The sequence below is a fragment of the Treponema sp. R6D11 genome (assembly GCF_054786075.1).
This window is the reverse complement of sequence record NZ_BDHD01000155.1, coordinates 1-4185: the sequence shown is the minus strand read 5'-3', so window position 1 is coordinate 4185 and position 4185 is coordinate 1. Positions and strand designations below refer to the sequence as shown.

4 protein-coding genes and 1 pseudogene are annotated in these 4185 nt (G+C 37.7%); 2 read left to right on the top strand and 3 right to left on the bottom strand.

Features of this window, described 5'->3' with window-relative positions:
• Positions 1 to 192, top strand: a 192-nt coding sequence (locus ACYVTD_RS10255) for a hypothetical protein (RefSeq protein ID WP_461247682.1), incomplete at its 5' end; no start/stop codon positions are given.
• Between the two features lie 40 nt (positions 193 to 232).
• Here the strand turns inward: ACYVTD_RS10255 and ACYVTD_RS10250 are convergent.
• Positions 233 to 1624: a leucine-rich repeat domain-containing protein gene (locus ACYVTD_RS10250; protein WP_461247681.1), complete on the bottom strand. Its 1392-nt coding sequence runs from the start codon at positions 1622 to 1624 to the stop codon at positions 233 to 235.
• A 200-nt stretch (positions 1625 to 1824) separates the two neighbouring features.
• On the opposite strand from ACYVTD_RS10250, the gene ACYVTD_RS10245 reads away from it, so the two are divergent.
• Positions 1825 to 2673, top strand: coding sequence for a hypothetical protein (locus ACYVTD_RS10245; RefSeq protein WP_461247680.1), 849 nt, complete (start codon positions 1825 to 1827; stop codon positions 2671 to 2673).
• A gap of 57 nt (positions 2674 to 2730) precedes the next feature.
• On the opposite strand, the pseudogene ACYVTD_RS10240 reads toward ACYVTD_RS10245, so the two are convergent.
• A pseudogene (locus tag ACYVTD_RS10240) lies at positions 2731 to 2850 on the bottom strand (type II toxin-antitoxin system HicA family toxin); the annotation flags it as partial.
• A gap of 85 nt (positions 2851 to 2935) precedes the next feature.
• The coding region (locus ACYVTD_RS10235; protein ID WP_461247679.1) for a hypothetical protein at positions 2936 to 4185 on the bottom strand (1250 nt) is incomplete at its 5' end.

The following is a 4185-nucleotide window of genomic DNA, read 5'->3' as shown; positions in this document are numbered from 1 at the left end:
AACATTACCAGAGTAACATTTGAAGGCGCTATTACTCCTAATCATTTTGGTTACAAGGACGAGCCGCCCGAGCATCTTTTTGAGTCTACTTATTACTCATTCGACAGAGACTTGCACGAAAAGTATTTGTCGGGCGGCGCTGGAACGTACACAAGACCTGCCGGTGAAAGCAGAATATGGACGAAACAGTAACAATATTTCTTATAATATTAACTTACATTAAATTACGGAACTAAAACCAGAGGCGTAAAATATAAACGGTTGCGATAATACCGCTAATAGCGGTAGGAGAATAGTACAACAGCGAGGTATTTTTAAAGGCATTACTTACAGAAGGCTGACAAGCAATAACCATCCCGATAGTACCGCCCAGGACTCCTCCAATTAGCCCTTCAAATGTTACTCTGGTAATGTTTTCGCAATATACAAAAGCCCCCTGTCCAATGCGAGTAACGCTTTTTGGTATAGTTACGCTGGTAAGGCCGGTGCAGGAAGAAAATGCAAACTCACCAATGTCCGTAACTCTGTTCGATATGGTAACACTGATAAACCCTGTACAATCGGAAAAAGCGTAATTCCCAATGCGAATAACGCTGTTCGGTATGATAATACTGGTAAGGCCGGTACAAAACCAAAAAGCCCCATACCCAATGCTTGTAACGCCGTTGGGTATGGTAACGTCTGTAAGCCCGGTACATTCACGAAAAGCCCCCTGTCCAATACTTGTAACGCTGTTCGGTATTGTTACGCTAGTAATCCCGGTACAACCATAAAAAGTAAACGCCTCAATGTCGGTAACGCTGTCGGGTATTGTTACGCTGGTAAGGCTAGTACATCCATCAAAAGCTCCCTGCCCAATGCTTGTAACGCTGTCGGGTATTGTTACGTTGGTAAGGCTGGAACAACCTAAAAAAGCGTCTTCCCCAATGCTTGTAACGCTATCGGGTATTGTTACGCTGGTAAGCCCGGTACATTGGAAAAAAGCGCCATCCCCGATGCTTGTAACTCCATTCAAAAATGTTACCGTCTGAATATCAGTGGAGAATAGTTGTACCCATGAGTAGACGGAACCTATAAACTCAACTTTATCAGCCCCTATTGTTATGTTACGAATATTAGGGCAAGACCAAAAAGCGCTTGTTTCAATTACGGTAACGCTGGCAGGTATGTTTATGCTGGTAAGGTTTTTGCAATCTTCAAAAGCGTGTCTCCCAATACTGGTAACGCTGTTTCCGATGGTTACGCTGGTAAGGCCGGTACATCTGGCAAAGGCTTCATTCCAAATGCTTGTAACGCTGTCCGATATTGTTACGCTGGTAATGTTGTTACGGCCGTAAAAAGCGCGATGCCCAATGCCGGTAACAGGCAGATTTTTTATCACAGGCGGTATTATGATTTTTTCATCTGAACCTAAATATTTGTTAATCACTACGGATTTGCCGTTTTCGTCTTCATAATAAAATATCTCAAAATCGTCTTCCTGAATATTTTCTGAAGAATATATCTCAATGTCGCCTTCCTGATTAGGCTCTGTTGTCTGCGTAGTTTTCCGCCGTCCTAAACACGAAGAAAAAACAACAACTAAAAACAACGCAAGCCAAAATGCCGCTTTTTTGTTTCTCATAATCCATTACTCCTATCGACCGCACAATGGTACACGCAGAGGTAACTCTAACACCCAAATTCCAAACATCAAATCCATTCCTTCATAGTATACCCTTTATAATACCCCGTATATGGTGTATAATACTAGGCAGGGTACTCTGGCAAGAAACAGTGTCAAGCACCATTGCGTTTACTTTGAAGAGATAAAGAGGCATATTAATGAAAAAGATTATATTAATTACCGCTATGGCGTTATTGATAATATCGCCGTTATTTTCTGACGAATATGAAGATGCAAAAAATTTGCTCCTTAAAGAAGAAGGAGGAGATATTGTTTTTTTATCAAAAATCAACCTTGGTATCCCCGGAGTTGTCAGTTGGATTGCCAACAGAGGCAGATATACATATATATATAACATTGACAAATCAAGCAATGTTACTCGTTTAGACATGATAGGTATTGCAAAAAAATCTGAAATGCAGGCTCATCACAAGATTGATGATGTTGATTTGGAATTTGTTTTTGAAAACATTCCTGGCGCTCCATTGGGTGATAAAGCGGCGATGATTGGCGATTACAATGGCGATGGCAATGATGAAATACTTTGTTTTGACCCACTCGGTCCAGACGAGACGGTTAATATATATGGTTATAATACCGAAACAAATGAGATGTATTTCTCTTTTTACTATAGTTATAGTATTTTTAACAGGGAATGCCCGCTGCCTGTGGAATTTGTCAATTACCAGGGGGTAGACGGTATAAAAGTAAATTTGTTAGACATTGAAAAAAATTATTGTTGGGTTTTTGTCGCATGGGATAAAGGCAGCCGCAAATATGTAATTCTGGCTGAAAAAGGGAAAGAAGATATAGATTATTCCAAATTTACTCCTATACCGCCAAAAACAGATAATGAAAGCGACGGCGAGCAGTCGAAAACAGAGAGTACCGCTATTGATGACAAAGCAATCCCCCTGCCGTTGTGGGCGTGGTTCGCCATTGTCGGCGGGGCAGTGGTGGTCGTAGGTGGCGTAGTGTTTGTAGTAAAAAGGAAGAAAGTGGTATAAAACTTATGCGAAATTGCGTAATTTCGGAAAAAGACACCATTGCGTGTACAATTATTTCTATAGTAATTTTAAAAAATCTTCTAACTCTATTCCTGCTTGAAGTAATATGCTTTTTAGTGTTCCTTTCGCCACAGTATCATGCAATGGAACAATTGCTATACGATGTCCATTGGTATATTTTGCATGGCTTCATTCATAATAAAGCGCAATTGCCTCTTTCAAGTTCATAATTGCCTCATCTTACAACCCCGTCGATAACTTGTCACTGGAATTTATTGATTCTAGACCACTGTGATTTTATTTCATCAGGGTTTACAAGGCTAATAAAAACATATTTCTTTTTTTCTTTGTCCCATGTATAAAATTTCCATACCCCTTCAGTTATCTTAAATTCTTCATACCAGTCATCATAGAACGGGTTATCTGGATCAAGGCCAACCCATTGTTTCCCAATTTCACCGGTTGGTACTTCTTCATAAATTATAAATCCCTCTATCCCCTTATATGTGCCAAACTGTACAGGCGGTCCATAATCCCATGTTTTCACATGAAATTCAAGAAAAATTTTAAGCTCCGCTGTGAATACCGCCTTATAATTCATTCCTTTGCTTCTGTCGTCAATAAAATCAAAAATTGAACAAAATATTCCTTTATTAAGATAATCATCTCCTTCGCCGCGGTGAAATAGCATTATATCGTCATAGCCGTCATTATTAAAATCATCTACGATGGCGGTACTGTTTCCAAACTTCTTGATTTGCATATCATCTATCCAATTGTATTCAATATGATATTGACGATTTAAAATTGGTATATAATTATAACTTGAATTTATATATATATCTTTAAATCTACAAATCAAACCGTTTTCTTCAAAAAAAACAAGCATATAAATACAGTTTTCATCCTTATTATACATAAGATGTTTAAAGTTTGAAAGAAAAATATACGGATGTCCAACGTCCATGTCTTCTATAAACGGTACTCTAGGATACAGAATACTATTAATTACTAAATCATTATTATCAACAAAGGAATAGTTTTTATTACGTTCTTTCCAATATTTTTCTGCATAATCAAAATCTTTTGCCTGATTATCATCTAACTTTAGGTTGTAAAGTAAAAGCATATCTCTAACTATCTGAGAAACAGATTTATTTTCAGAATCAATTTGATGTTCCGTATAATTTTGACGGCCTTTTGCAAAATCTGTTTTGATTAGCCAGTTTGATTCCGAAATCGCCGTAGTTATAGTTATTGCATTTGGTTCAATATTCTGTGCCTTTTCCGCATTTTTTTTGTCCCCTTTTCCGATGCAGGAAATAGTACTGATAAGAATACAAAATATTACCGTATTCTTAACTGCACAACAATGAAATTTTCTCACAGGTACTCCTTCTGAATCTATTGTTAATATTGAACATATAAAGAATACTATTATTTGCAGTAAAAAACAATGATTTTTTCTTTGCTTGAGTTTATGATGTTGTAACTGATACCTAAATTCCCTTC

What these genes read in the sequence shown, in the direction of transcription:
- ACYVTD_RS10245 (WP_461247680.1), top strand. Translation starts at nt 1,825, where the DNA reads ATGAAAAAGATTATATTAATTACCGCTATGGCGTTATTGATAATATCG.
- ACYVTD_RS10250 (WP_461247681.1), bottom strand. Translation starts at nt 1,624, where the DNA reads ATGAGAAACAAAAAAGCGGCATTTTGGCTTGCGTTGTTTTTAGTTGTT.